The following is a 26134-nucleotide window of genomic DNA, read 5'->3' on the forward strand; positions in this document are numbered from 1 at the left end:
CCCACCTCCCATGCGGGGTACGGCGTGGCCGGGCCGTTACGCCACTCGCGGACGTGCCGGGCCCCCGTGCCGGGCCGAGGTGAGCAGGGGCCGTACGGTCAGCAGCCAGCCCGCGCCGACGATGCCGGCGCCCACGGCCAGGCCCAGGGGCCCGATCAGCGGCATCGCGATGCCGATCGCACCGCCCAGCACCCAGGCCATCTGCAGGAGCGTCTCCGAACGGGCGAACGCCGAGGTGCGCACCAGCTCCGGCACGTCCCGCTGGATCAGCGCGTCCAGCGACAGCTTGGCGAGCGCCTGCGCGAACCCGGCGACCCCCGCGAGACAGGCCACCAGGGCCGCCCCGAAGAACGTGGCGGCCACGACGGCCGCACCCGCCACGCACGCCACCACCGTCACGATGATGATCTCCGGGGCGCGGGAACGCAGCCACGCCCCGACCGCGGTGCCGAGCGCGTTGCCGGTGCCCGCCGCCACGCCGACGATGCCCAGCGACACCGCGGCGCTCTGCCCGGTCAGCGGGTGCTCGCGCAGCAGGAACGCCAGGAAGAAGATCAGGAAGCCGGTCAGGCAGCGGATCGCGGTGTTGGCGGCGAGCGCGTGGGTGACGGCCGGGCCGACGGTGCGCAGCCCGGGCCGCTTGCCGTTCTTGCGGTGCGGCCCGTGCAGGTGGCTCTCGTCCGAGGCGAGCAGCGCGACGTCCTCCCCCTTCGCGGAGTCCACCTTCGACGGCAGCCGGAAGGACAGGAACATGCCCGTCACGAACAGCGCGAACGCCCCGAACAGCGGCCAGCGCGGCCCGATCTGCTGGAGCCCCGCCCCGATGGGCGCGGCCACTCCGGTGGCCAGCAGCCCGCCCAGGGTGACCCGTGAGTTCGCCTTCACCAGGGAGAACGAGGGGGGCAGCAGTCGCGGCACCACCGCACTGCGCACCACCCCGTACGCCTTCGAGGAGACCAGCACGCCGAGCGCGGCCGGATACAGTTCGAGCCCGCCGGTGACCACCGCGCCGGACAGCACCAGCGCGAGCAGCGCCCGGGCGAGCATCGCGCCCGCCATCGCGGCGCGGCGGCCGTGCGGGAGGCGGTCCAGCAGCGGGCCGACCACCGGGGCGAGGAGGGTGAACGGCGCCATGGTGATCGCCAGGTAGAGCGCGACCCGCCCGCGGGCCTCGTCCGTCGGCACCGAGAAGAACACGGTGGAGGCCAGCGCCACCGTGATCATCACGTCGCCGGCGCCGTTGACCCCGTGCAGCTCGATCAGCTTGCCGAGCCCCGACTCACCGGCGCCGTGCGCGTGCGTGGCCCGGCGGATGCCCCGCGCGGTGCCGGTCACCGGGAAGCGCAGCGCCCGGCCGACCGCACGGGCGCCGCCGCCCGTCCGGCCCGTGCCGTTGCGCCGGCCGTTGCTCTTCGTCCCCTTCATCCCCTTCGTCCTCGCCCCACCGATCCCGGTGGCGCCGTGGGGTGATTTCGCGGTAGCCACCTCGCCATAGTGCCCCGAGATGGCGGGGGATAGTGCTGCGACGTCCGCCGACGGGCCCGGCGCGGGACGGTCGTGCCGCTGTCCGGCGCAACCGGCGCCCCGGTCCGCCGCGGGCGGCCCGGCGCCCGGAACCCGCGCGCGGGAGCCCGGCGCGCGGAACCCCGGAACAACCGTCGGTGTAGGCCCAGCGCACGCGAGAAGGTAGCGTGCGTATCTCAGCCATCCCGCAGAATGGATGGAGGCGCGCCCGAGCACGATCCGGCGCGGACGTCGACGCGGTCCTGCGGTCCGCTCCGTCCGCCCCCGCGCATGGGAGTGGCGCACTCGTGAGACGGCGTAGGAGAGAAGCGATACCTGTGAGCGCAGCGACAACGCGAAGCCGCACCCCCGACCGTCTGTGCGCCGAGGCCGTCGACCTCGCCCGTGCCGCAGCCGAGGAGGCCGCGGCGCCCGGTGTGGTCGGCGAGCACGAGGGGCTGGTCTCCGAGGGGGACCGCGTCGTCACCCACTTCTTCGGCTGCACCGAGCTCGGCTACCGGGGCTGGCGCTGGGCCGTCACCGTCGCCCGCGCCTCCCGCGCGAGGATCGTCACCGTCGACGAGACCGCCCTGCTGCCCGGGCCCGACGCGATCCTCGCCCCGGAGTGGGTGCCGTGGAGCGAGCGGCTGCGCCCCGGCGACATGGGCCCCGGCGACCTGCTGCCCACCGACGCCGACGACCTGCGCCTGGAGCCCGGCTGGACCGGCGAGGACGAGCCGCCGCCCAACTCCGTCCTCTCCGAGGAGATGGCCGACCTCGTCGACGCGGAGGACGCCGAGGTCGCCGGGGGAGCACCCGCCGACCTCGCGACGCCCCCGGCCCGGGGTTCCATCGCGGCGGTCGCCGACGAACTCGGCATGCGCCGCGCCCGGGTCCTGTCCCGCTACGGCCTGCACGCCGCCGCCGACCGCTGGGAGGAGGCCTTCGGCGCCAAGACCCCGATGGCCCAGTCGGCCCCCGCGTCCTGCGTCTCCTGCGGCTTCCTCGCCCCGATCGGCGGTTCCCTCGGCCAGGCGTTCGGTATCTGCGCCAACGAGTTCTCCCCGGCCGACGGCCGCGTGGTCTCCCTCGGCTACGGCTGCGGCGGCCACTCCGAGGCCGCGGTCATGCCGAAGCCCCCGCAGCCGGCCACCCCGGTCATCGACGAGACCCGCGTCGACCCCTTCCCCCTCCGCCCGGCCCCGGACTCGGGTTCGGTCCCGGCGACGGAGGACGAGGCGTCGGCGGAACTGGGTCACTCCTAGCGTGACGAGGGGCGGCGCCGGGTGGACTCGGGTGGTGTCACCCGGCGGGCGGACCGTGGCATCCCCCGTCCCGGTCGAAGATCATCTCCGTCGCCGTGAGGGCGGGTCGGAGCCGGCGGCTCGGGGTCCGCGGATGGCCGCAGCCGTCGATGCGCTCACGGTCCCGTCGGAGAGGTCGGGACCGCTTTCCGCGAGCATGGTGGCCGACATGGGACGACGCTGCGTGCGACGATCTTCTGTTCCGGACGGGCGAGCACCCGATCGGTACTCGTCGGTGCAAGGTCAGAGAAGGCGCTGTCCCAGCTTCGCCGACTGCCGGTTGTGTCCCTTGGTGTCCCACCACTCCTCCAGCAGGGCACGGACGAGGTGCACGAGCTGCCGCAGCCGCTCGGGTTCGGGGGCCGGTGAGTCGAAAACGTCCGTGAAGGACTTGTCTTCCCAGGGGAGGGCAACCACCCAGTGTTCGTCGGGCAGGCCGTGGCGTACTACTCGCAACTGGTAGGTCAGCAGGGCGTGGCCCTGGGGCAGGCGGTCGACCGACAGAGCAGCGATGTCGAAGCGCACGCTGCCGTCTCCTGTGGTGTAGGAGCTGGCCAGCGCCTGCTCGGCAGGCGTCCGTGCCGTCATGGGTGCTTCCCTTCCCCAGAGCCACTTTACGTGTGCTGCTCCGTGGTCGGCCTACGTGCTCATGGATTCCTCCCGCAGCCCTGCGGTGACGGCCCGTCGGAGCCAGCGGCTGAGGGTGTGGGGGTCGGCGCAGCCGTGGATGCGGTCGCGGGCCTGGTCGGAGACGTCGAGGCCGCGTTCCGCGAGCACGGTGAGCACGTTCTCGGCGGCGCGCTGCCGCTCGCTTTCGGCGCGGACCTCTTCCCGGATCTCTTCGAGGAGACGAGGCCCTGCGGGAGTGAGGTCCACGGCCACGAGGCTCCACCAGAGGTGCTTGGCCGAGTGGCTTCGCAGGCCCCGCTCAGTGAACTCGACGATGGGGTCGGCGATGTCTGCGGGAACGTCCCGCAGTGCGGTGGACAGAGCCTTCAGCATCGGGTTCACGGCCGGCGCGGCAGCGTGCGCGACGGCTGCCAGGCAGGTCAGGGCGAGGTCTGCCCGCGCCTCGTCCGGGTCGGTGATCACGGGCATGTTGTGCGGCCCGGCGACCACGGCCGCAGGGTGAGTGTGGGCAGCTGGGATGGTCCGCTGCTCACCGCCTGTTGGGCCCACTCGGCCGTGGCGTGGTCCTGGCAGACGACGAGGAGCGTGGTGGGCAGCCGGTACTTCTTCCACAGGTAGGCGGTGCAGTAGGCCCAGCTCGCCGGGGTGTCCGCGTCCCGCTCGTTCTGAATGTCGACAGCCAGGAGAAACGCACCCGATTCCGCTGTGTCCAACCGTAGAAGGGTGTCGACCCGGCGTAGCACGTGACCGGTCTCTCCGAGGTCCGTCGGCAGGGCCGTGGCTCCGACGGGCCTGGGGATATCCACGCCCAGGAAGCGGGGGACGCGGCTGAACAGGCCGGAGTCGCGTTGAAAGTTGCGGTGCTTCGCTTCATGAGGCGGGCTGACCATGGGGTCCTTACTGGATCGTATGACCGGGAGGAGGTATCGGGGCCCGGGCATCGTGCTGCGGGGCCGGGACCCGGGAAGGGGCGGTCGGAGCCACCCCAGGTGCGCCGGGGATGTGCAGGGGTGGGGGACCGGTGCGCGGTACTGGTGCGGCGGACAGAGTGGCGGCACGGGCACGCCTCTCTCCGCCGCGCCTCAGAAACCGAGGTAGGTGAGCTGGAGAACGAAGACGCGCTCGCTGCCCACGACGATCTGGTAGGTGAACATCCCGCCCCGTACGGCGACGTCCCCGCCTTTCGGATCGGCCCCGTCGTGGGCGCGACCGTGCAGATACTGTGCCTCGGCCGCTCTGACGAGTTCGGCGGCCTTGCGTTCCACTTCGGCGAGGAAAGCCGGGGGCGCGGTGCGTGCGGCCTCCTCCGCACTGAAGGCGTACTCCCAGGTCCAGCTCAACCCTGTACTGCCTTCAGTGCCTCGTCCAGAACAGCACTGAATTCCCCCAACGCCTCGCGGGCGGTCGCCTCGTCCTCGTGCTCCAGGAGGCGCTTGGCCCGGGCATGGCGAGTGGCGAGGTCGGGGCGACGGGCGATCTCGATGTCCCTGGCCCAGGCGAGGACCCAGCTGCGCACCGGGCTGAGGGACTGCCATTCCACGGCTTTGGCGAAGGCCTCGTCCTTGGTCCGCTGCATCTCGGCCAGCCGCCCGGGAGCGACGACGGCGAGGGCGGCGCGCAGGGCATCAGGGGTCTGCTCGGGGCGGGGAACCAGCTCGTGTCCGTGGTCGGCCTGCCTGCTCATGGAGTCCTCCCGGGAGTGCACTGGCCAGGGTAGTCGTCCGGGGTCACTGGGGTGCCGTGCGGCGAGCATCGTGTGTTCTTCTCCTGCTGTGTTCATGGCGCAGCCGAAATGACGGTGCGGTGTTCGCGGCAGTCCCGGCAGCGCGTCTCCGTCGTGGGCCCACGGAAGGCGCGGTCGCAGCCGTCGCAGGTGCGCAGGGGGTGGCGTACCGGGGGTGGGGCGGCCGGTGGGCGGTACGGGGGGACGGCGGGCAGGGCGGCGGTGAGGCGGTGGGCGAGGAGGGCGGCGGGACGGGTGAGGGTTTCGTCCGGGAGGTCGGCGGTGAGGGCCAGGCGTACGGCGGCGGGGGTGGCCTCGCGTTCCAGCCAGGTGGCGACGCCGGGGGCGAGGTGCTCGGTGTCGGCGGCGGTGAGGAGCAGGCGGGGGTCGTGCCGGCGCAGGCCGGTGAGCAGGTCGGTCGCCTGCTGGAGCAGGGCGGCGGCGGGGAACGCGGGCCGGGGCACGGCGGGGAGGGCCTTGCGCGGGCGGGGCGGCTGCGGTGGGCGTTCCGCCTTCGGCCGGGGGCGCGGGTCGGGGCAGCCGGTGTCGGCGGGCTGCCGCCGGTGGCCGGGCTGGTTGCAGGAGATCGTGCGGGTCACGATGCGCCCGTTGGCGGTGCGGTGGCGTTCGCGGCGCAGGTAGCCGTGGGCTTCGAGCTCGCGCAGGGCGGCGGCGATGCGGGTGGTGCCTTCGGCGAAGCGTGCGGTGAGGCTTTTGATGTCGACGGGGGCGCCGGCGGGCAGCGACTGGATGTGGCAGCCGAGGCCGATCGCCAGCAGGGACAGCTCCGCGTGCTGGACGAGGTGGTTGCCGATCACCACGAAGCGGGTGGTGTGACGGGTGTTCTCGTGGATGACGCCGCCGGTGCGGTGACGCGGTCGGGTCGGATTGCGGTCTGCGGCTGACTGGGCGCGCGGGGGCGCGCTAGGGTTTTGGGTACCCATCGAGAAGGCGTTTCCTTTGGCAGGCTTCTTGGTGGTCAGGCCCTCGCTTCGGGATTGCAGTCCCGGCGGGGGCCGAAATCGTTTTCGGGATGTCCGTGGGCTGAGCGTAGAGGAGCTGAGGGCTCCAAAATCCAGCTGAGACGGTGATGTTCACCCGAGCGAGTGATGGCGCGCCCCGGGAGGGAGGGTGGGGCTTGGTGGGGTTCTTTCTCCCCCGTTCTTTGTTCTGGAAGGCGCCGACGGCACCAGGGCTTCAGATCTCGGGTTCCGGTACCGTCAGCCGCAGTTCGGCCCAGACGGTCTTGCGCGGGAAGCGGCCCTCCGATACGCCCCAGCGGTCGGCCAGGGCCTCGACCAGCAGCAGGCCCCGGCCGGACTCGGCATCGGGGGACGGCAGTTGCGGCTGGGGGAGCCGGTCCCCCCGGGTGTCGGTGACCTCGATGCGGAGGGTGGCGCCCACGACGTAGAGCGTGAGCCGGAAATCCCGTCCCGGGACGCGTCCGTGGGTCGCCGCGTTGACGGCCAGCTCGGCGATGATCTGACGGGCCGGGTCCACGGGCAGGCCCCAGGAGCGCAGTTGGGCTGCCCCAAGACCCCGGGCTTGCTGGGCGCCCCGTGGCGTGGGGGAGAGCTGCACGCTGAAGTTGCGGACGGGGGCGGCGGGTTCGGCGGTTCGCTGATTCACGTCACCCAGCGTGGCGGTGTCTGCGTACCGTGGACGTCACTTGGTGCGTACGTACGGTCACTGTCCGGTGGTTGTCCGGTGCTGTCGTGGCTGTGCCGACCGTTGGTGCGGGTAGGGCGCCGCGTGCGTCACGGACGGTTCCGAGGGAGAGGTGCGGCATGACGGCGGTCGAGGCGGGGGCGGGTCGGCTCAAGGAAGAGGCGGACGAGCCCGGTTGGGAGGTGGACCCGGACGACGAGTGGGGCGTCGCCGTCATCACCACGGTGGGACGGCAGTTGAAGCTGCGGCGCGAGGCGGCGGGGCTGCGGGCCGCCGAGTTCGGGCGGATCGTCGGGTACGGCGAGGACATGGTGTACAAGATCGAGGGCGGCAAGCGCATCCCTCGCCAGGAGTTCCTGGACAAGGCGGACGAGGTCCTGAACGCGGGCGGGCTGATCGCGGCGGCCTGGGAGGACGTGAAGAGGGTCCGGTATCCGAAGACGGTGCGGCACATCGCGAAGCTGGAAGGGCGGGCCGTCGAGATCGGCGTCTACGTCTGCAACAGCATCAGCGGTCTGCTGCAGACACCCGAACACGCGCGTGCGCTGTTCCAGGCGGCGCAACCGCCGTACGCCCCCGACGACGTGGAGCGGATGATTGCTGCTCGTATGGAGCGACGATCGGTGTTCGAACGTGATCCGGCTCCGTCCATCAGCTTCGTCCTGGAGGAAGCGACGTTGCAGAGGAGAGTCGGAGGCACAATGGTGTGGCGACAGCAGCTCGAACATCTGCTTGAAGTGGGGCGGCTGCACAACGTCACGCTTCAGGTGATGCCGACGAAAACCGACGCTCACCCCGGGGTGGACGGCAGGATCGAAGTACTGAAATTCGCGGACGGTTCTGCGGTGGGGCGCTCCGACGGTGCGTTCAGCGGTCGTCCGACCTCCGAGCCGAAGCAACTGCGCATCCTGGAGCTGCGGTACGGCACCATTCGGGCGCAGGCGCTCTCGCCCCGGGAGTCGCTGACCTTCATCGAGCAACTACTGCTGGGAGAAACATGATCCGCAAGGTCTCCGCTGGTGACGCCTCCGAGCTGGCCTGGTTCAAGAGCAGCTACAGCGACGGCACCGACGGCAACTCCTGCGTCGAACTCGCCCTCACCCCCGGCACTGTCCACGTCCGTGACTCCAAGGACATCGCCGGCCCCCGGCTCGCCGTCGCGCCGGAGGCGTGGGCGGCGTTCGTGCCGTACGCGTCCGAGGGCTGAGCGCGCGACGACCCCGAGGAGTGGTCCTCGGGGTCGCGTGGCGCGGTCAGGTGGTGCCGTGGTCGGTCAGAAGTTGACGCCCTTGGCGCGGAGGAACTTGACCGGGTCGACGGCGGAGCCGTAGTTCGGGGTGGTGCGGATCTCGAAGTGGAGGTGGGGTCCGCTGGAGTTGCCGGTGTTGCCTGACAGGGCGATCTTCTGGCCGGTCTTGACGACCTGGCCGATCTTGACGTTCACCTTCGAGAGGTGGGCGTACTGGGAGTAGGTCTTGTTGCCGTGCTTGATGACGATGGCGTTGCCGTAGGCGGGGCCGTCGCCGGCGCCGTTGGGGCCGGCCTTGACGACGGTGCCGCCGTGGGTGGCGAGGACCGGGGTGCCGGTGGGGATGGCGTAGTCCTGGCCGCTGTGCTTGGAGGCCCACATGCCGCCGTTCGCGGCGAAGCTGGCCGACAGCTTGTACTTCTTCACCGGGTCGACCCAGGAAGCGGCCTTCTTCTTGGCGGCGGCCTTCTTGGCCTTCGCGGCCTTGGCGGCCTGGGCGGCCTTCTTGGCCTCGGCGGCCTGCTTCGCCTGGGCGGCCTTGGCCTGGGCGGCGGCCTGGGCCTGGACCGCGTGGGCGACGCCGGACGTGGTGGTGTCGGCGGCGGTCGCGACTCCGGCTCCCAGGGCGACCGAGGCACCGAAACCGGCGACCAGGACGGCGGCGCGGGTACGGATGCGGGCCGGGCGGAAGGAGCGGGACGTGACGCGCTGGGACATCGAAAACCTCACGGGGTGGGGACAGAGGAGAACCACCCGGTGCAGGGACCGCGCCGTGGTGGCCGTTCCTTGGTAACCGCCCCCGCCCAAAAGCCGCAAAGGTGTGACCTACGACGAAAGGCCGTAGGTCAGGCGTGAGACCCACATCTCTTGACGGAGGGGGTCGCACGGGGTGAAACCCCCCATTTCAAGCTGATCGATCAGAACTGTGCACTAAATGTCCGATTTGGCGTGGGGGGCTTCGCCACTATTCCGGGTAGTACGGCACCTCGGGCCTGTGCCGCTTGTCACCGAGGGCCGGATGCGGGCGGCCCGGGGATGTGGCGTGGGTCTCCGGTTGCGTCGGAAAACGATCAGCATGCGGTTCCGCCCGGGCGGCACCGGACCGGCCGGGAGCGGCCGGTGCGCGACGCGGGCCGCGGACCGCACCGGACCAGGGGCGTCGGCGGGAACGCCGGGCACCCGGCTCGCGGTACCTTCGTCGTCACCCGATGAGGAGAGTCAACGTGAGCAAGTTCGTGCGGCCCGCCGCCGAGGGGGCCGATCCGTTCGGCACGGTGCAGGTGCGGCGGGGTGTTCTGGACGCGTGGGCCGCCAGTCCCGCCCGGTTCCGGGAGGACGCCAACGCCGAGGAGGACCTGGTCCTCGGCGGCTACCGCGACCGGCTGGTCGTCGAGCTCGCCCAGAACGCCGCCGACGCCGCCGCCCGCGCGGGCGTGCCGGGACGGCTCCGGCTCACCCTGCGGGACGGGGTCCTCGTCGCCGCCAACACCGGCGCGCCCCTGGACGCGGCGGGGGTCGAGTCGCTGTCCACGCTGCGCGCCTCCGCGAAGCGGGACACGCCCGACAGCTCGGTGGGCCGGTTCGGCGTGGGGTTCGCGGCCGTGCTCGCCGTCACCGACGAACCCGCCGTGGTCAGCCGGCACGGCGGCGTGCGCTGGTCGCTCGCCGAGGCCCGGGGGCTTGCCCACGAGGCCGCCGGGACCAGCCCCGCCCTGGGGGACGAGATCCGCCGCCGGGACGGGCACGTGCCGCTGCTGCGGCTCCCCTTCGCCGCCGAGGGCAGCGCCCCCGCGCCGTACGACACGGCCGTCATCCTCCCCCTGCGCGACACGGCCGCCGCCGACCTGGCCGAACGGCTGCTGCACGCCGTCGACGACGCCCTGCTGCTGGCCCTGCCGGGGCTGGAGGAGATCGTCGTGGAGGCGGGCGACGCCCCGTCCAGGACACTGCGCCGCCGCACCGAGGGCGCGTTCACCGTCGTGGAGGACTCCCGCGAGGGCACCACCCGCTGGCGCAGCGTCGCCGCGCACGGGCCGCTCACCCCCGACCTGCTCGCCGACCGGCCGATCGAGGAACGGCTGCGGCCGCACTGGTCGGTCACCTGGGCCGTGCCCGTCGACGCCGACGGCACCCCGGCCCGTCCGCGCACCAGCCCCGTCGTGCACGCGCCGACGCCCAGCGAGGAACCCCTCGGTGTCCCCGCGCTGCTCATCGCCTCCTTCCCGCTGGACTCCACCCGGCGGCACGCCGCCCCCGGCCCGCTCACCGACTTCCTGGTGGAGCGGGCGGCCGACGCCTACACCGAGCTGCTCGCCGGCTGGCGGCCGGTGACCGCCGGGATCCTCGACCTGGTGCCCGGGCCGCTCGGCAAGGGCGAGCTGGACGGCGCCCTGCGCGGGGCGATCCTGGAACGGCTGCCGCGCACCTCCTTCCTGCCGCCGGCGGCCGAGCCGCGCGACGACCGGGACGGCCGGGACGACGACTCCGGGCTGCCCGAGTCGCTGCGGCCCCGGGACGCGGAGGTCGTCGAGGGCGCGGGCGCCGACACCGTACGGGTGCTGGCGGAGGTCCTGCCGACCCTGCTGCCCGCCGGCCTCGAACGCCGCGTCGAGCTGCGCACCCTCGGCGTCGCCCGGATCCCGCTCGGCGACGCGGTCGACCGGCTGGCCGGGCTGGAGAAGGAGCCCGGCTGGTGGCGGCGGCTGTACGAGAGTCTCGCGGGCGTCGACCCGGACCGGCTGTCCGGGCTGCCCGTGCCGCTCGCCGGGGACCCGTCCGACGGGTTCGGGCCCGGTGCGGCCCGCACGACCATCGGCCCCCGGCAGGTCCTGCTGCCCGGCGACGACGCCGCCCGCATCGAGCCCGGGGTGCTGACCCGGCTCGGCCTCAAGGTCGCCCACCCGGACGCCGCCCACCCCCTCCTGGAGAAGCTGGGGGCGCTCCCCGCCACCCCGCGCGCCGTCCTCACCACCCCGCAGGTGCGGGCCGCCGTCGCCGCGTCCCTCGACGACGACGGCGGCGGCATCGGCTGGGAGGAGGACGCCCCGGACGCCGAGGAACTCGCCGACACCGTGCTCCGCCTGGTCCGGGACGCGGGCCTGGAACCCGGCGACGAGCCCTGGCTGGGTGCCCTCGCCCTCCCCGACGAGGACGGGGAACTGGCGCCCGCCTGCGAACTCGTCTTCCCCGGCGGCCCGTTCGCCTCCGTCATGCGGGAGGGCGAACTCGCCGCCGTGGACGCCGAGCTGGCCGAGAAGTGGGGCGAGGAGCCGCTGGCCGCCTGCGGCGTGCTGGTCGGCTTCGCCCTCGTCCGCGCCACCGACGTGGTGCTCGACCCCGACGAACTGGAGCCCCGCGACAGCGACTTCACCGAACCCGACGACCCCGGCCTGCTGGACGCCGTGGACGTGTGGTGCGAGGACGTCCTCGACCGCTTCCCCGACACCCCGGTGCCGCCGGTCGCCACCGAGATCGTCGCCGTGCGCGACCTCGACCTCGTCGACGACGACCAGTGGCCCCGCGCCCTCGCCCTGCTCGCCTGTCCGCCGCTGCGCGACGCGCTCACCCAGCCGGTGCGGATCCTGATGCCGGACGGCACCCACGAGACGGTCCGCCCCTACACCGCCTGGTGGCTGCGCGGCCACCCGGTGCTCGACGGCCGCCGCCCCGCCGGTCTGCGCGCCGCCGGCGGCGACCCGCTGCTGCGCGGGCTGTACGACGAGGCCGACGCCACCGGGTTCGAGGACGAGCAGGTGCTGCGCGCCCTCGGCGTGCGCACCTCGGTCGCCGCGCTGCTCGACGAGCCCGGCGGCGCCGCCGAACTCCTCGACCGCCTGGCCGACCCGGACCGCGAGGTGGGCCCGGCGCAACTGCACGCCCTGTACGGGGCGCTGGCCGGCCTCGACCCGGAGGACGTGACCCTGCCGGACGAGCTGCGGGCGGTCGTCGACGGGCGGGTGCGGGTGGTGGACGCCGCCGACGCGGTGGTCGTCGACTCGCCCGACCTGCTGCCGTTCAGCGAGGGCCTGCCGCTGCTGCCGGTCCGTCCCGCGCGCGCCGCCGACCTGGCGGAGCTGTTCCAGGTGCGGCGGCTCAGCGAGACGGTCACCGGGCGGGTCGGCTCCGAGGGCACCGAGCACGACGTGCCGGAGCCGGTGCGGGTGCTGCTGGGCCCGCGCACCCCCGCCACCTACGTCGAGCACGAGGAACTCCTCGTCGACGGCGTGGAGCTCGACTGGCGGCTCGCACCGGACGGCGTCCTGCACGCGGCCACCCTGGAGGGGGTCGCCGCCGGGCTCGCCTGGGCGGCCGGCCAGTGGCCGCGCCGGTTCGAGGTCGCCGCGCTGCTGGAAGACCCCTCGCGGACGGAGGAGTTGGCGCGGGACCGCTGGTTCGACTGACCGGAGACCGGCCGGAAGCGGGCGATTCGGCCGACGGAAACCGGGAGGCAGCGGACCGTGAACGAACACGGTCACAAAATTTTCACTTTCCGTACAACCATTGGCCCGACCCGCGCATCTGATCTTCCGAGTCAACAGACTCCACGATCATTCGGGGCCCCGCGCCGACGACGAGCCGTAGGAAACGACCAGAGCCGGGGCCCCCTTCCTCCACCAGGGGAACGCATGCGTATTCGCGCCACCGTGGCCGCCGTCTCCGGCGCCCTGGCCCTGTCCGCCCTCGCCGTCCCGTCCGCCCAGGCCGTCGACGCGCCCTCCTTCCGGGACGCGGCCGCGGCCGCGATCGAGGCGGACCGCAACGCCCCGGCCCAGCGGTCCACGTTCGCCGCCGCTGCCGCCGTGGGCGACCTCGACGTCTCCTTCTCCGGCCTCAAGATCGCCGCCGCGGTCAAGGTCGGGACGACGAACAAGGTCTCCACCACCGTCACCTACAAGATCACGCACGGCGCCGACGTGGACATCCACTCGGACGACTTCGCGACCGGCCCCTACATCTACAAGGGCTCCTACGAGCAGCCGGTCAACCTGCTGCTCGGCGACAACCCGGCCACCTGCACCTCCACCTCGGCGACCACCGCCACCTGCAAGGGCAAGATCGACGTCTACCCCGCGTACGACGAGCTGATCAACTCCGACGCCGGCACCTGGAAGGCCGGCGGGCTGGCGCTGAACTACGCCACCGAGGAGTTCGCCGACCAGGGCGCGATGGGCAGCACCAAGGTCCAGCGCATCTCCCGCCTCACCGTCAACGCCTCCCCGGAGCCGGTGAAGAAGGGCAAGACCATCACGGTCACCGGCAAGCTGTCCCGGGCCAACTGGGAGACGCACAAGTATCACGGTTACAGCACCCAGTCGGTGCAGCTGCAGTTCCGCAAGAAGAACTCCAGCACCTACACCACCGTCAAGACCATCAAGACCAGCACCACCGGTCAGCTGAAGACCACGGTCAAGGCGTCGGTCGACGGCTACTACCGCTACAACTTCGCGGGCACCAGCACCACCCCGGCCGTCAAGGCCGCCGGTGACTTCGTCGACGTGAAGTAGGCACCCGCCTCACGCCCCTACGGGCACCCGTAGGGGCATCCGTACGGGCATCCGTACGGGCCTCGCTACGAGCGTCCGTACGGGCGGCCGCCCGGACAGTGACACACCCGGTTCCCCGCGTCCCCGCCAGGGACGCGGGGAACCGCGCGTCGGGTCCGGCCCTACACGGGGAACCGGCGGTCCACCCACCGCCACAGGAACTCCAGCGTCGCCGCCGCCACCACGGCGATGGCGACCGCCGCCCACGGCATCGTCATCCCGACCAGCTTCAGGGCGAAGAACTCCTGCAGCCACGGCACGACCAGCACCACCAGGAACCCGGCCCCCATGGCCGCGACCAGACCGATCCGCCACCAGGTGTAGGGGCGGGCGATGATCGCCAGCACCCACATCGAGATCAGGAACAGCGTCAGGGTCGCCGCGCTCGTCTCCGCGCCCAGCGCGTCCGCACCGCTGTAGTGGTGCCGCGCGAGCAGGTACGTCGCGAACGTCGCCAGCGCGGCCAGCGCCCCGCCCGGGATCGCGTACCGCATCACCCGGCGCACGAAGTGCGGCCTGGCCCGCTCCTTGTTCGGCGCCAGGGCCAGGAAGAACGCCGGGACGCCGATGGTGAGCGTGGACAGCAGCGTCAGGTGGCGCGGCAGGAACGGGTACTCGACCTGCCAGCACACCACCAGGATCGCCAGCAGCACCGAGTAGACCGTCTTCACCAGGAACAGCGTCGCGACGCGGGTGATGTTCCCGATCACCCGCCGGCCCTCGGCCACCACCGACGGCAGGGTGGCGAAACTGTTGTTCAGCAGCACGATCTGCGCGACCGCCCGGGTGGCCTCCGAGCCGGAGCCCATCGCCACCCCGATGTCGGCGTCCTTCAGCGCCAGCACGTCGTTCACCCCGTCGCCCGTCATCGCGACCGTGTGCCCGTGCGACTGGAGCGCACCCACCATCTCCCGCTTCTGCTGCGGGGTGACGCGGCCGAACACCGTGCCCTCGTCCAGCGCCCCCGCCATCCCGTCCGGGTCGGACGGCAGCCGGCGGGCGTCCACCGTCGAGCCCTCCAGGCCCAGCTTCGAGGCGACCGCGCCGACCGACACCGCGTTGTCCCCGGAGATGACCTTGGCGCGCACGTCCTGCTCGGCGAAGTAGCGCAGGGTGTCCGCCGCGTCCGGCCGCAGCCGCTGCTCCAGCACCACCAGCGCGACCGGCCACACGCCCTCGGCCGCCTCGGGCGCGTCCACGTCCACGCCGTCCCGGGCCCGGGCCAGCAGCAGCACGCGCAGCCCCTGCTCGTTCAGCCGCACGGTCTCGTCCAGCGCCGGGTCGTGCGGCGCCAGCAGCACGTCGGGCGCCCCCAGCAGCCAGGTCACCGGCTCGGCGCCCGGCTCCTCCACGAAACTCGCCCCGCTGTACTTGCGGGCGGAGGAGAACGGCAGCGTGTCCGTCAGACGCCACTCGGTGGTGTCCGGATACGCGTCGATGATCGCCTGGAGGGAGGCGTTCGGCCGCGGGTCCGCCGAGCCCAGCTCGCCGAGCACCCTGCGCAGGTACCTCTCGTCCCCGTCGCCGAGCACCCGCAGCTCGGTGACGTCCATGCCGCCCTCGGTCAGCGTGCCCGTCTTGTCCAGGCAGACCGTGTCGACCCGGGCCAGGCCCTCGATGGCGGGCAGCTCCTGCACCAGGCACTGCTTGCGGCCCAGCCGGATCACACCGATCGCGAAGGCGACCGAGGTGAGCAGCACCAGCCCCTCCGGGACCATGGGGACGATGCCGCCGACGGTGCGGGCGATGGAGTTGCGCAGCTCGTTGTTCTTGACGACCAGCTGGCTGATGATCAGGCCGATCGCGGTCGGGACCATCATCCACGTCACGTACTTGAGGATCGTGGAGATGCCCGAGCGCAGCTCGGAATGGACCAGGGTGAAGCGGGACGCCTCCTCGGCGAGCTGTGCCGCGTACGCCTCGCGCCCCACCTTGGTGGCCTGGAAGGCGCCGCCGCCCGCGACCACGAAGCTGCCGGACAGCACCGGGTCGCCCGGCTGCTTCACCACGGGGTCGGCCTCACCGGTGAGCAGCGACTCGTCGATCTCCAGCCCGTCCGCCTCCACGCACCGGCCGTCCACGACCACTTTGTCGCCCGGCCCGATCTCGATCAGGTCGTCCAGCACGATCTGAGAGGTGCTGACCTCGGCGGACGTCCCGTCCCTGCGGACCGTCGGCCGCACCTCGCCGATCAGCGCCAGCGAGTCCAGGGTCTTCTTCGCCCGCCACTCCTGGATGATGCCGATCCCGGTGTTGGCGAGGATGACGAAGCCGAACAGGCTGTCCTGGATCGGCGCGACGATCAGCATGATGACCCAGAGGACGCCGATGATGGCGTTGAACCGGGTGAAGACGTTCGCGCGCACGATCTCGGTCATGGACCGACTGCTGCGCACGGGTACGTCGTTGACCTGCCCGCGCGCCACGCGTTCGGCCACTTCCGCGGCGGTCAGTCCGGTCACCGGTGACGTGACCGTGCCGGGCGGCTCGGCTTCGACCTGGGCGCCCGCGTCGAGATGCGTCATGCCTCTGACGTTACGTGCGGACGGCGCCGGTCACCCACCGGACCCCGGCAAGTTCCGACCTGGGAAGGACCCGGGGGGAGCACCGTCCTGCCCCGGTCGTACGGGACGGCCCGGGCGGTCTCCCGGGGTCCTCCGGGACCGGGCTCCTCGGAGTCCCGGGCCCGCCGCGGAACGCCGGGCCGCGCGCCCGTGCGGCGCCCGCACACCGGTGGCTCCGGCTCAGGCGGTCTCCGCCGGTTTCGCCGGCCGCGCCGCGCCCGTCGCGTCCGTCGCTGTGTCCGCCGGGTCCGCCGGGTCCGTCGGCTCCGCCGCGTCCGTCGTTTCCGCGGCCCGGGCCCGCTTGATCGCGGCGTCGCGCCTGCGGACGTACCAGATGCCGATGAAGCCGAGCCCGCCGCCGGCCAGGCAGGTCCACAGCCACCAGGTGCGGCCGTGCTCGTCGAACCAGCCGTAGAAGGGCAGCTGCACCAGGAAGAGGACGAACCAGACGATCGTGCCGCCGACGATCGTGGCGACCACGGGGCCCTCCAGGGGCTCCGGTGCCTCGTGCTTGGGGGTCCACTTCTCCATACGGGCAGTCTACGAGGGGGCCCGGCGGGCCGGCCGGTCGCGTCCGCCGGCCCCCGGCCCGACCACACGCCGGCCCGATCCCCGCGGGTGCCTTCCTCTGCCACCTGCCGGGCGCTCTCCCCGACTCCCCGCCGGGTGCCTTGCTCGACTCCCCGCCGGGTGTTCCCCCGGGCGTTCGCCCGACGGGGAGACGGGAGGAACACCCGGCGGGGATGCGGAGGGGGAATGCCTCCGCCGGGGAAGGTCACCCGGCATCTACGCGCGGAGATAGCGGAGCGGCCGTTATATGTTCATACTGAAACGGTTTGTCTCTGGCCACTTCTGTTCGTAGGAAACGCCAAAGGGACGCCCTGCGATCCCACCGGTGATGAGGTCCCGCATGTCCACGTCGGCTCCCGCCAAGGCGCCCACCCCGGAACACCCGGAGGGCGGCCCGGCGTACGGCGCCCTCGACCGCTACTTCAAGATCTCCGAGCGGGGTAGCACCCTCGCCCGCGAGATCCGCGGCGGTTTCGCCACCTTCTTCGCGATGGCCTACATCATCGTGCTGAACCCGATCATCCTCGGCAGCGCGAAGGACATGTACGGCCACCAGCTCGACAACGGTCAGCTGGTCACCGCGACGGCCCTGACCGCCGCGTTCACCACCCTGCTGATGGGCGTCATCGGCAACGTCCCGATCGCGCTGGCGGCCGGCCTGGGCGTGAACTCGGTCGTCGCGCTCCAGCTCGCGCCCCGCATGTCCTGGCCGGACGCCATGGGCATGGTCGTGCTGGCCGGCTTCGTGGTGATGCTGCTGGTCGCCACCGGGCTGCGCGAGCGCGTGATGAACGCCGTCCCGTACGGCCTGCGCAAGGCCATCGCCATCGGTATCGGCCTGTTCATCATGCTGATCGGCCTGGTCGACTCCGGCTTCATCACCCGGATCCCGGACGCCGCCCAGACCACCGTCCCGCTCCAGCTGGGCGTCGGCGGTCACCTGAACGGCTGGCCGGTGCTGGTCTTCGTCCTCGGCGCGCTGCTCACGCTCGCGCTGATCGTCCGCAGGGTGCCCGGCGCGATCCTCCTGTCCATCGTCGCCATGACGGTCGTCGCGATGATCATCAACGCCGTGGCCGACATCCCCTCCTGGGGCCTGACCGACCCGACCTGGCCCGGCAACCCGGTGGCCACCCCCGACTTCGGCCTGATCGGCCAGGTGAGCCTGTTCGGCGGCTTCGCCAAGGTGGGCGTGCTGACCGGGGTGCTGTTCGTCTTCACCGTGCTGCTGTCGTGCTTCTTCGACGCGATGGGCACGATCATGGGCGTCTCCGACGAGGCCAAGCTGACCGACGGCGACGGCCACATGCCCGGCATCAACAAGGTCCTGTTCATCGACGGCGTCGCGGTCGCCGCGGGCGGTGCCAGCTCCTCGTCCGCCACCACCGCCTTCGTCGAGTCCACGGCCGGCGTCGGTGAGGGTGCCCGCACCGGCTTCGCCAACGTCGTCACCGGCTCGCTGTTCGCCGTCGCCCTGTTCCTGACGCCGGTGGCCACCATGGTCCCGAGCCAGGCGGCCACGCCGGCGCTGCTCGCGGTCGGCTTCCTGATCCTGGCGGGCTCGGTCAAGGAGATCGACTGGGCGGACTACACGATCGCCGTCCCGGCCTTCGTCACGATGGTGATGATGCCGTTCACCTACTCGATCACCAACGGCATCGGCATGGGCTTCCTCACCTTCTCCGTGCTGCGCCTGGCGGCCGGGCGGGGCCGGGAGGTCCCGGTGGCGATGTACGCGGTGTCGGCGGTCTTCGCCTTCTACTACCTGATGCCGGCGCTCGGGCTGACCTGATCCGCCCCCGCGCCCGGCGGGCAGCGGTTCTGCGGGGTCCCGGTCACGTGACCCCGTAGAACCGTTCCGTCTCCTCCACCGAGGTCCGGAACCGCTGGTCGAAGTCGTCGCGCCGGAGTGTCCGCAGGACGTAGTCCTGGACGGTCATGCCGCGTTTGGCGGCGTGGTCCCGGAGCCGTTCGAGCAGCTCCTGATCGATCCGCAGGCTGAGCACGTCGGTCCCCATGGGCATGAGCGTTGCCGCACATCTCGTCCCCGTGCACCCGTTTTCGCCGAATGATCACTCGTACGGGTGATCCGGGGCGGTAGTGGCCGGAGTCACGGCCGGGACCGTGCTGAACCGGTAGTCCTTAGCGAGAGTAATGAGTTACGCTAAGCACCATGCCGGACTTCAGCCATGGCGACGACGCTGCCGCCGTGAACTCCCTCCGCACCGCCGTGATGCGGCTGTCCCGTCGGCTCAAGCACCAGCGCGTCGACGAGTCGCTCAGCCCCACGGAGATGTCGGTGCTCGGCACCCTGGCCCGCTGCGGCCAGGCCACCCCGGGTGAACTCGCCCGCAAGGAGCACGTCCAGCCGCCCTCGATGACCCGCATCGTGGCCCTGCTCGAAGGCAAGGGCCTGGTCCGGCTGGAACCGCATCCCGACGACCGGCGCCAGAAGGTCGTGCGGCAGACCGAGCAGGCAGAGGCCATGCTCGAGGAGAGCCGCCGCCGGCGGAACGCGTTCCTGGCCACGCTGGTGGAGGGTCTCGACGAGGACGAGTGGGCGAGACTGCGCGCCGCCGCCCCCGTGCTGGAGAAGCTGGCACACCTGTAGGCCCGCCCCGGCGGCCCCACCGGCGGGCCGCCCCGGCGACGCCCACGCAGAAAGCGCTGTAGCCCCAAGGAGGCGAACCTTTTGAGTACGGGATCCGGAGCAGCTTCCGCCCCCGCACCAGACACCCGCGACACCACGACCGCCCTCGACCGCTCCCCCCGCAAGTCGTCGATGTTCTCCTCGCTGAAGGTCAGGAACTACCGCCTCTTCTTCCTCGGGCAGGTCGTCTCCAACATCGGCACCTGGATGCAGCGCATCGCCCAGGACTGGCTGGTGCTCACCCTCACCGGCTCCGCCGCCGCCGTCGGCATCACCACGGCGCTGCAGTTCCTGCCGATGCTCCTGTTCGGCCTCTACGGCGGCGTCCTCGTCGACCGGCTGCGCAAGCGCCCCACGCTGCTCGTCACCCAGACCGCGATGGCGCTCACCTCCCTGATGCTCGCCGTCCTCACGCTCACCGACAGCGTCCAGGTCTGGCACATCTACGTCGCCGCCTTCGCGCTCGGCCTGGCCACGGTCGTCGACAACCCGGCCCGCCAGTCCTTCGTCGCCGAACTCGTCGGCCCGCGCCAGCTCCAGAACGCCGTCAGCCTGAACTCCGCCAACTTCCAGTCCGCCCGGCTGGTCGGCCCCGCCGTCGCGGGCGTGCTGATCACCGGCGTCGGCACCGGCTGGGCGTTCCTCCTCAACGGCCTGTCCTTCATCGCGCCCATCACCGGCCTGCTGATGATGCGCTCCCGCGAGCTGCACGCCGCCACGCCCTCCAAGCGCGGCAAGGGCCAGCTCCGGGAGGGCCTGCGCTACGTCGCCGGGCGGCCGGAACTGGTGTGGCCGATCGTGCTGGTCGGCTTCATCGGCACCTTCGCCTTCAACTTCCCCGTCTACCTCTCGGCCTTCGCCGACGACGTCTTCAAGGGCGGCGCGGGCGCCTACAGCCTCTTCAACATCCTGATGGCCGTCGGCTCCCTGGCCGGTGCCCTGCTCGCCGCCCGGCGCGGCACCGCACGGCTGCGGCTGCTGATCCTGGCCGCGCTGGCCTTCGGCTCCGTGGAGATCGTCGCCGCCGTGGCGCCGGCGATGTGGATGTTCGCGGTCCTCATGATCCCGATCGGCCTGTTCGCGATGACGGTCAACGTCACCACGAACACCAGCATCCAGATGTCCACCGACCCGGCCGTCCGGGGCCGCGTCATGGCCCTGTACATGATGGTCTTCCTCGGCGGCGCCCCCGTCGGCGCGCCCATCGTCGGCTGGATGACCGACACCTACGGCGCCCGGGTGGGGCTCGCGGTCGGCGGCGCGATCGCGGTCACCGCCGCGGCCGTCATCGGCCTGATCCTGGCCCGGCTCGGCAACCTCCGCCTCACGGTCGGCTGGCACGGCGGGCACCCGCGCGTGCGGTTCGTGCCGCGGGAACGGGAGCGGGAGAAGACCCTGGCGGCGGCCTGACCCCGCCGGGACCTCGGGTCCGGCCCTCGAAGGCCCGGGGCCGGCTCCTGCCGCGCACGGGGGAGGCCCGGCGGCGGCCCGAGAGCCGTCCGGGCCCCCGGCCACCCGCGGGATCCGGGCCCCGGCCACCCACGAAACTGGAGCCATGAGACTCTTCGCCGCCCTGCTGCCCCCCGACGACGTGACCCGCTCGCTCGCCGCCGAGGTGGAGCGGCTGCGGGCGCTGCCCGGCGCGGACACCCTGCGGTGGACCGGGCGGCCCGGCTGGCACGTCACCCTCGCCTTCTACGGCGAGGTCGACGACGTCCTCGTCCCGGACCTGGACGCCCGTCTGGAACGGGCCGCGTCCCGCACCGAACCCTTCCGGCTGGCGCTCGGCGGCGGCGGCCGGTTCGGCCGGGGCCGGGCCCTGTGGACCGGCGTCGACGGCGACCTCGGCCCCCTGCGGCTGCTGGCCGAACGCTCCGAGGCCGCCGCCCGCAAGGCCGGCGTCCCGATGGAGGACCACCGCCGCTACCGCCCGCACCTGACCCTGGCCCGCAGCCGCACCGACCACGACGTGCGGCCCCACCTGGACGTCCTCGGCGGCTACCGCAGCCGCGCCTGGACCGTGACCGAGCTGGCCCTCGTCCGCAGCAGCCTGCCGACGTCGGGCGTGCCGGGCGAGCAGCCCCGCTACGAGGCGGTCGCCCGCCACGCCCTCGGTGCGGCCGGTTAACCTCGGAGCGTGGACCCGAAGACCCGTAACCGGATCATGGCCGGTGCGCTGATACTGATGTTCGTCGTCGTGGCACTGGCGGCAGCCCTGGGCAACTAGCACCGCCGCCGACCGCCCCGCCGTACGTCGCGCACCGACGCCGGTCAACGGGCGAACGCCCCCGGTGTCACCAGGCGAACGCCTCCGGCGAGGGACCCGGCCCCGGGAAGATCTCGTCCAGGGACGCCAGCAGCTCCTCGCTCAGCTCCAGCTCCACCGCCCGCAGGGCCGAGTCGAGCTGCTCCTTCGTGCGCGGCCCGACGATCGGTCCGGTCACCCCGGGCCGGGTGAGCAGCCAGGCCAGGGCGGCCTCGCCGGGGGCGATGCCGTGCTTGTCGAGCAGGTCCTCGTACGCCTGGATCTGCGCCCGCGAAGCGGGATCGGCGAGGAAGTCGGCAGCCCGGCCCGACGCCCGGCGCCCGCCCTCGGCCTGCTTCTTGAGCACCCCGCCCAGCAGACCGCCGTGCAGCGGCGACCAGGGGATCACCCCGAGCCCGTACTCCTGCGCCGCCGGGACGACCTCCATCTCGGCGCGCCGCTCGGCGAGGTTGTACAGGCACTGCTCGCTGACCAGGCCGATGGTGCCGCCGCGCCGGGCGGCGATCTCGTTGGCCTGGGCGATCTTGTAGCCGGGGAAGTTGGAGGAGCCGACGTAGAGGATCTTGCCCTGCTGGATCAGGACGTCGATCGCCTGCCAGATCTCCTCGAACGGGGTGCTGCGGTCGATGTGGTGGAACTGGTACAGGTCGATGTAGTCGGTCCGCAGCCGCTTCAGGCTGGCGTCCACGGCCCGCCTGATGTTGACCGCGGACAGCTTGTCGTGGTTCGGCCAGGCGTCGCCGTCGGCGGCCATGTTGCCGTAGACCTTGGTGGCGAGGACGACCTTGTCGCGCCGGTCGCCGCCCTTGGCGAACCAGTTGCCGATGATCGACTCGGTGCGGCCCTTGTTCTCGCCCCACCCGTAGACGTTGGCCGTGTCGAAGAAGTTCAGGCCGGCGTCGAGCGCCGCGTCCATGATGGCGTGGCTGTCGGCCTCGTCGGTCTGCGGACCGAAGTTCATCGTCCCGAGGACGAGGCGGCTGACCTTGAGTCCCGTGCGTCCGAGCTGCGTGTACTCCATGGTTCCCCAGCCAACGTCCTGGAGTGCGCTCCAAGCAAGGGGATCAGTCCCGGGGGAAGCCGTCGGTCGGCAGCGTCAGATCGGCCACGGTGCCGGTCAGGTCGATGTCGTCCCCGAAGTCCACCCTGGTCCTGGTGACGTAGTCACCGTTCTTGGGGTCGGTGTAGACGAAGCAGCGCCCCAGGTAGGGGTCGGCGATGACGTACAGGGGGATTCCGGCGGTCGCGTACGCGGCCTTCTTCGGCCCGTAGTCGTTGGCGGCCCGCGCGGTACAACGATACGCACGGTGAGCGGGACGCGGTGCCGTCCTGCCCGGGCCGTTTCGCCGGGTGGCTACGCCTGCTCGTAGGGGCCGCCCAGGTCCCAGTGCCGCCACAGGGCGTCCGCGAAGGCCGCCGCCATGCGGTGCTCGCCCCGCTCGTTGGGGTGGGTGCCGTCGTAGGTGTCGGTGTGGAAGTCGTAGGTGTCCGCCGGGTCGGCGAGCAGGAGGGGGGAGGTGTCGGTGCCGAGGTCTATGACCGTCTTGGCGAGCAGGTCGTTGAAGCGGACGACCTGGGCGGCGAAGGCGGCGTCCTGGTCGGCGCGGATGTTGTGCAGCACCGGCATGATCACCATGCGCACCCTCGGGCGGGCCGCGCGGGCGCCGGCGACGAAGGCGCGGACGTTGTCGGCGGTCTGCTCGGCGTTGGTGTAGAAGCCGAGGTCGATCAGGCCGAGGGAGACCAGCAGCACGTCGGCGCGGGCGGTGCGGACGGCGTCGCCGATCAGCGGGGTCAGGTGGTGCCAGCCCTCGCCCCAGCCGGCCAGGTGGCCCCGGGGGAAGTCGGGGTCGGCGTAGGCGTACGAGGTGGGGGCCTCGGCGGCCTGGTCGTAGAGCGTCTCGCGCGGGCCGGTGAAGGTGAACGGGCCGCCGAACGTTCCGCACAGGTGCTGCCACAGCCGGTAGCGCCAGGTGTGTTCACCCGCGCTCCCGATCGTCATCGAGTCACCCACGGGCATGAACCTGAGCATCCGCTCATCATCGTGGATCACCCCCGCCGACGGGGTGTGAGACCGGCCACGCGACCGGGTGATCCCCACCGGCGCTGAACTGCCCTGCCTGATGGCAGGCTTGGGGCATGCGCCGACCTTTCGCCCTGCTCGCCGCCGTCCTCCTCACGGGCGCGCTCGCCGTGCCCGCCTCCGCAGCCGACGCGGCGGGCCCGCGGACGCGGAGCGCGGGCGACGAGGGGTTCACGATCAAGGACCCGCGGATCACCGAGTCCAGCGGCCTGGCCGCGTCCCGGCAGCACCCCGGCATCTACTGGACCCACAACGACAGCGACGACGGCCCCTACCTGTACGCCGTCGACAGCGCGACCGGCGAGACCGTCGCCCGGCTCACCCTGACCGGCATCGGGTCGCCCCGTGACGTGGAGGCCATCTCGATCGGCCCCGGCAACCGCATCTTCGTCGGGGACATCGGCGACAACCTCGGCGGCACCTGGCCCCACGTGTGGATCTACGAGCTTCCGGAGCCGAAGGAGTTGAGCGACCGCACCGTGCGGGCCACGCAGTACGTCGTGACGTACGCCGACGGGGCGCGGGACGCCGAGTCGATGGTCGTGCACCCGAAGACCGGACGCGTCTACATCATCGACAAGAACGAGGACGGCGGGCACCTGTACGAGGGGCCCGCCGAGCTGTCCGCGTCCGGCCCCAACGTCTTCCGGCGCACCGTCCCGATCGACCTGTGGGCCACCGACGCCGCCCTGTCCCCGGACGGCGAACACCTCGCCGTGCGCGGCTACCTCGGCGGGATCCACTACGCCTGGAACGACGGGAAGCCGCAGCGCAAGGGCCGGCTGAGCGTGCCGCTCCAGGGCCAGGGGGAGTCCGTCACGTTCTCCGCGGACGGCACCCGGATCCTGTACGGCACGGAGGGCACCGAGAGCCCGGTGGAGGCCCGCGAGGCGCCCGGCGCGGAGGCCGCGGAGGGTGACGGCGGCAAGGGCGGCAAGGGCGGGAGCGGTGCCGGCGGCGACGCGGCCGGGGACGACGCGCTCGGGGACGGCGTCAAGGTCGGCGGCGCCGCCGTGGCGCTGATCTGCGTGCTGCTGTTCGCGCTGGGACGGCGGCGCCGGCGGGGGTGAGGGGCCGGGGGCCCCGCGTGTGTGGACGCGCGGGGGCGCCCGGCGGATCACTGCCGGGCGCCCCCGATCACGTACGGCGGTGCGGCTACAGCTTCTCGATGACGTGGTCGACGCACTTGGTCAGCGCCTCCACGTCGGCCGGGTCGACGGCCGGGAACATGGCCACGCGGAGCTGGTTGCGGCCCAGCTTGCGGTAGGGCTCGGTGTCGACGATGCCGTTGGCGCGCAGCACCTTGGCGACGGCGGCCGCGTCGACCTCGTCGGTGAAGTCGATGGTGCCGATGACCTGGGAGCGCTTGGCCGGGTCGGTGACGAACGGGTTGGCGTACTTGATGTCCTCGGCCCAGCCGTACAGGGTGCGGGCGGAGGTGGCGGTGCGGCGGACCGCCCAGTCCAGTCCGCCCTGGCCGTTGAGCCACTTCAGCTGCTGGTCGAGCAGGAACAGGGTGGCGAGGGCCGGGGTGTTGTACGTCTGGTTCTTGCGGGAGTTGTCGATCGCCGTGGGCAGGGAGAAGAACTCCGGGATGTGCCGGCCGCTCGCGTGGATCCGCTCGGCGCGCTCGATCGCGGCCGGGGAGAACACGCCGATCCACAGGCCGCCGTCGGAGGCGAAGGACTTCTGCGGGGCGAAGTAGTAGACGTCGGTCTCGGCGATGTCGACGGGCAGACCGCCCGCGCCGGAGGTGGCGTCGACCAGGACGAGCGCGCCCTCGTCGGCGCCCGCCGGCCGCTTGATCGGCATGGCGACGCCGGTGGAGGTCTCGTTGTGGGTGAGAGCGTAGACGTCGACACCGGCTTCGGCGACCGGCTCGGGGTGCGTGCCGGGGTCGGCGGAGACGATGTCCGGGTCGGCGAGCCAGGGGGCCAGCTTGGCGGCCTTGGCGAACTTGGAGCTGAACTCGCCGAAGGTGAGGTGCTGCGACCTGTTCTCGATCAGGCCGTGGGTCGCGATGTCCCAGAAGGCGGTGGAGCCGCCGTTGCCGAGCACGACCTCGTAGCCCTCGGGGAGCTGGAACAGCTCGCGGACGCCCTCGCGCACGCTGCCGACCAGGTTCTTCACCGGGGCCTGGCGGTGGGAGGTGCCGAGGAGGGACGTGCCGGTCGCGGCCAGGGCGTCCAGCGCCTCCGTCCGCACCTTGGAGGGACCCGCGCCGAAACGTCCGTCGGCGGGCTTGATGTCAGCGGGAATCTGGATCTCAGCCACGACAGGGGAGCCTAGCGGCTGACGGACGCGCGGGGCGCGTTTCGTCCGTCCGCTGAGACGGCCGGTGGACCGGTCGCGCCCGTGTCCGCCGGTGTCCGCAGCCCGCG

The 26134-nt window shown here is 72.4% G+C and carries 23 protein-coding genes and 2 pseudogenes; 10 read left to right on the plus strand and 15 right to left on the minus strand.

Annotated features, from left to right (window positions below; translation table 11 throughout):
* Positions 1-36: 36 nt before the first annotated feature.
* Positions 37-1485: an MFS transporter gene (locus ACSU53_RS17345; RefSeq protein WP_437028774.1), complete on the minus strand. Its 1449-nt coding sequence runs from the start codon at positions 1483-1485 to the stop codon at positions 37-39.
* Positions 1486-1841: 356 nt separating this feature from the next.
* Between ACSU53_RS17345 and ACSU53_RS17350 the strand changes: the two genes are divergently transcribed.
* The gene (locus ACSU53_RS17350) at positions 1842-2768 is read left to right on the plus strand and encodes a DUF3027 domain-containing protein (RefSeq protein ID WP_437028776.1); all 927 of its coding nucleotides are present in this window, start codon (positions 1842-1844) and stop codon (positions 2766-2768) included.
* 282 nt (positions 2769-3050) lie between these two features.
* On the opposite strand, the gene ACSU53_RS17355 is transcribed toward ACSU53_RS17350, so the two are convergent.
* The 6 genes and pseudogenes from ACSU53_RS17355 to ACSU53_RS17380 form a co-directional block, all read right to left on the minus strand.
* Positions 3051-3395, minus strand: coding sequence for a hypothetical protein (locus ACSU53_RS17355; RefSeq protein ID WP_437028778.1), 345 nt, complete (start codon positions 3393-3395; stop codon positions 3051-3053).
* 51 nt (positions 3396-3446) lie between these two features.
* A pseudogene (locus tag ACSU53_RS17360) lies at positions 3447-4327 on the minus strand (hypothetical protein).
* Between the two features lie 192 nt (positions 4328-4519).
* On the minus strand, positions 4520-4777 hold the full coding sequence (locus ACSU53_RS17365) for a hypothetical protein (protein WP_437028780.1): 258 nt from the start codon (positions 4775-4777) through the stop codon (positions 4520-4522).
* Positions 4774-5121 (minus strand): hypothetical protein, encoded by a 348-nt coding sequence (locus ACSU53_RS17370; RefSeq protein ID WP_437028782.1) that lies wholly within the window; start codon positions 5119-5121, stop codon positions 4774-4776. The genes ACSU53_RS17365 and ACSU53_RS17370 overlap by 4 nt, the downstream gene beginning before the upstream one ends.
* 92 nt (positions 5122-5213) lie before the next feature.
* Positions 5214-6104 (minus strand): helix-turn-helix domain-containing protein, encoded by an 891-nt coding sequence (locus ACSU53_RS17375; protein ID WP_437028784.1) that lies wholly within the window; start codon positions 6102-6104, stop codon positions 5214-5216.
* Between the two features lie 253 nt (positions 6105-6357).
* A complete protein-coding gene (locus ACSU53_RS17380; RefSeq protein WP_437028785.1) occupies positions 6358-6789 on the minus strand; it encodes an ATP-binding protein in 432 nt (143 codons plus the stop codon).
* 158 nt (positions 6790-6947) lie between these two features.
* On the opposite strand from ACSU53_RS17380, the gene ACSU53_RS17385 reads away from it, so the two are divergent.
* Both ACSU53_RS17385 and ACSU53_RS17390 read left to right on the plus strand, forming a co-directional pair.
* A complete protein-coding gene (locus ACSU53_RS17385) occupies positions 6948-7829 on the plus strand; it encodes a helix-turn-helix domain-containing protein (protein WP_437028787.1) in 882 nt (293 codons plus the stop codon).
* Positions 7826-8035: a DUF397 domain-containing protein gene (locus tag ACSU53_RS17390; RefSeq protein WP_437028789.1), complete on the plus strand. Its 210-nt coding sequence runs from the start codon at positions 7826-7828 to the stop codon at positions 8033-8035. The genes ACSU53_RS17385 and ACSU53_RS17390 overlap by 4 nt, the downstream gene beginning before the upstream one ends.
* Before the next feature lie 66 nt (positions 8036-8101).
* Here ACSU53_RS17390 and ACSU53_RS17395 read toward each other — a convergent pair whose 3' ends face one another.
* Positions 8102-8794 carry a M23 family metallopeptidase gene (locus ACSU53_RS17395; RefSeq protein ID WP_437028791.1) on the minus strand — a complete coding sequence of 231 codons (693 nt, stop codon included), beginning with the start codon at positions 8792-8794 and terminating at the stop codon, positions 8102-8104.
* A 506-nt stretch (positions 8795-9300) separates the two neighbouring features.
* Here ACSU53_RS17395 and ACSU53_RS17400 point away from each other — a divergent pair.
* Both ACSU53_RS17400 and ACSU53_RS17405 read left to right on the plus strand, forming a co-directional pair.
* On the plus strand, positions 9301-12477 hold the full coding sequence (locus ACSU53_RS17400; RefSeq protein WP_437028793.1) for a sacsin N-terminal ATP-binding-like domain-containing protein: 3177 nt from the start codon (positions 9301-9303) through the stop codon (positions 12475-12477).
* A 225-nt stretch (positions 12478-12702) separates the two neighbouring features.
* Entirely contained in the window at positions 12703-13581 is an 879-nt protein-coding gene (locus ACSU53_RS17405; protein WP_437028794.1) for a hypothetical protein, read from the plus strand.
* Positions 13582-13742: 161 nt separating this feature from the next.
* Here ACSU53_RS17405 and ACSU53_RS17410 read toward each other — a convergent pair whose 3' ends face one another.
* The gene (locus ACSU53_RS17410; RefSeq protein WP_437028796.1) at positions 13743-16145 is read right to left on the minus strand and encodes an HAD-IC family P-type ATPase; all 2403 of its coding nucleotides are present in this window, start codon (positions 16143-16145) and stop codon (positions 13743-13745) included.
* 219 nt (positions 16146-16364) lie between these two features.
* On the minus strand, positions 16365-16715 hold the full coding sequence (locus tag ACSU53_RS17415) for a DUF2530 domain-containing protein (protein ID WP_437028798.1): 351 nt from the start codon (positions 16713-16715) through the stop codon (positions 16365-16367).
* 379 nt (positions 16716-17094) lie between these two features.
* Between ACSU53_RS17415 and ACSU53_RS17420 the strand changes: the two genes are divergently transcribed.
* Entirely contained in the window at positions 17095-18546 is a 1452-nt protein-coding gene (locus tag ACSU53_RS17420) for an NCS2 family permease (protein WP_437028800.1), read from the plus strand.
* 43 nt (positions 18547-18589) lie between these two features.
* On the opposite strand, the gene ACSU53_RS17425 is transcribed toward ACSU53_RS17420, so the two are convergent.
* Positions 18590-18772, minus strand: coding sequence for a ribbon-helix-helix protein, CopG family (locus ACSU53_RS17425; protein ID WP_437028802.1), 183 nt, complete (start codon positions 18770-18772; stop codon positions 18590-18592).
* 155 nt (positions 18773-18927) lie between these two features.
* Between ACSU53_RS17425 and ACSU53_RS17430 the strand changes: the two genes are divergently transcribed.
* From ACSU53_RS17430 to thpR, 3 genes are all read left to right on the plus strand, one after another.
* Positions 18928-19365: a MarR family winged helix-turn-helix transcriptional regulator gene (locus ACSU53_RS17430; protein ID WP_437028804.1), complete on the plus strand. Its 438-nt coding sequence runs from the start codon at positions 18928-18930 to the stop codon at positions 19363-19365.
* Between the two features lie 81 nt (positions 19366-19446).
* Positions 19447-20814: an MFS transporter gene (locus ACSU53_RS17435; protein ID WP_437028806.1), complete on the plus strand. Its 1368-nt coding sequence runs from the start codon at positions 19447-19449 to the stop codon at positions 20812-20814.
* Between the two features lie 145 nt (positions 20815-20959).
* Positions 20960-21532: an RNA 2',3'-cyclic phosphodiesterase gene (gene thpR / locus ACSU53_RS17440; protein WP_437028808.1), complete on the plus strand. Its 573-nt coding sequence runs from the start codon at positions 20960-20962 to the stop codon at positions 21530-21532.
* Positions 21533-21698: 166 nt separating this feature from the next.
* On the opposite strand, the gene ACSU53_RS17445 is transcribed toward thpR, so the two are convergent.
* From ACSU53_RS17445 to ACSU53_RS17455, 3 genes and pseudogenes are all read right to left on the minus strand, one after another.
* On the minus strand, positions 21699-22691 hold the full coding sequence (locus ACSU53_RS17445; RefSeq protein ID WP_437028810.1) for an aldo/keto reductase: 993 nt from the start codon (positions 22689-22691) through the stop codon (positions 21699-21701).
* A gap of 43 nt (positions 22692-22734) precedes the next feature.
* Positions 22735-22953, minus strand: a pseudogene (locus ACSU53_RS17450) (Uma2 family endonuclease); the annotation flags it as partial.
* 71 nt (positions 22954-23024) lie between these two features.
* Complete coding sequence (locus ACSU53_RS17455) at positions 23025-23702, minus strand: GDSL-type esterase/lipase family protein (RefSeq protein WP_437028812.1); 678 nt, start codon at positions 23700-23702, stop codon at positions 23025-23027.
* Positions 23703-23809: 107 nt separating this feature from the next.
* On the opposite strand from ACSU53_RS17455, the gene ACSU53_RS17460 reads away from it, so the two are divergent.
* Positions 23810-24823 carry a WD40 repeat domain-containing protein gene (locus ACSU53_RS17460; RefSeq protein ID WP_437028814.1) on the plus strand — a complete coding sequence of 338 codons (1014 nt, stop codon included), beginning with the start codon at positions 23810-23812 and terminating at the stop codon, positions 24821-24823.
* An 85-nt stretch (positions 24824-24908) separates the two neighbouring features.
* Here the strand turns inward: ACSU53_RS17460 and serC are convergent, their stop codons facing one another.
* Positions 24909-26027 carry a phosphoserine transaminase gene (gene serC, locus ACSU53_RS17465; protein WP_437028816.1) on the minus strand — a complete coding sequence of 373 codons (1119 nt, stop codon included), beginning with the start codon at positions 26025-26027 and terminating at the stop codon, positions 24909-24911.
* Positions 26028-26134: the final 107 nt, after the last annotated feature.

The organism is Streptomyces sp. enrichment culture, from assembly GCF_964273255.1.
Taxonomy (GTDB): domain Bacteria; phylum Actinomycetota; class Actinomycetes; order Streptomycetales; family Streptomycetaceae; genus Streptomyces.